The sequence below is a fragment of the Blastomonas sp. CCH1-A6 genome (genome assembly GCF_001556365.1).
In the GTDB taxonomy this organism is placed as follows: Bacteria; Pseudomonadota; Alphaproteobacteria; order Sphingomonadales; family Sphingomonadaceae; genus Blastomonas; species Blastomonas ursincola.
Genome location: NZ_LSIS01000205.1, coordinates 1 through 480, shown reverse-complemented (window position 1 = coordinate 480; position 480 = coordinate 1). Strand labels below are relative to the sequence as shown.

1 pseudogene is annotated in these 480 nt (G+C 75.2%); it reads right to left on the bottom strand.

The window, feature by feature from the left end:
• Positions 1-480, bottom strand: a pseudogene (locus tag AX735_RS09055) (TrbI/VirB10 family protein); the annotation flags it as partial.

The window sequence follows — 480 nt, the reverse complement described above, 5'->3', positions numbered from 1 at the left end:
GGCATCGCAGCGGCCCCGGCGCTGCTGCCGCCGAGGAACACACCGCTCATGCGCGCCGCGTCGCGCTCCTGCTGCGCGCGTTGGCGGGCGGCTTCCGCGGCCTGCGCGCGCGGATCGGGCTGGGCGCCGACCGGCGGGACCTGGACATTCTCCCCGCGCTGCTGGGCCGAGACGATCGGGCCGCCGAGGTCGCCGGGAAGCGGCGGGCCGAGTTTCGGCGCCTGGCTGTAGTCGCGAGGTCCCGACGTGATGGTCTCAGAGGTGGCGCGGCTGTCGGTGCTGTAGAGTTCCTTGGCCGCCTTCTCGCCGGCCGGCTTGAGCGCATAGATCAGCGAGCCGCCGATGCCGAGGCCGGCGACGACGCCGATGGCGGCCAGCGCCTTGCGCGACAGGCGCATGACGCGCGGCGGGTTGCCGCGAAGCTGGAAGGCTTGCGGATCGGGGCGCGGCGCTTGCGGTGCGGCCGCCTCGGGCGGGGAA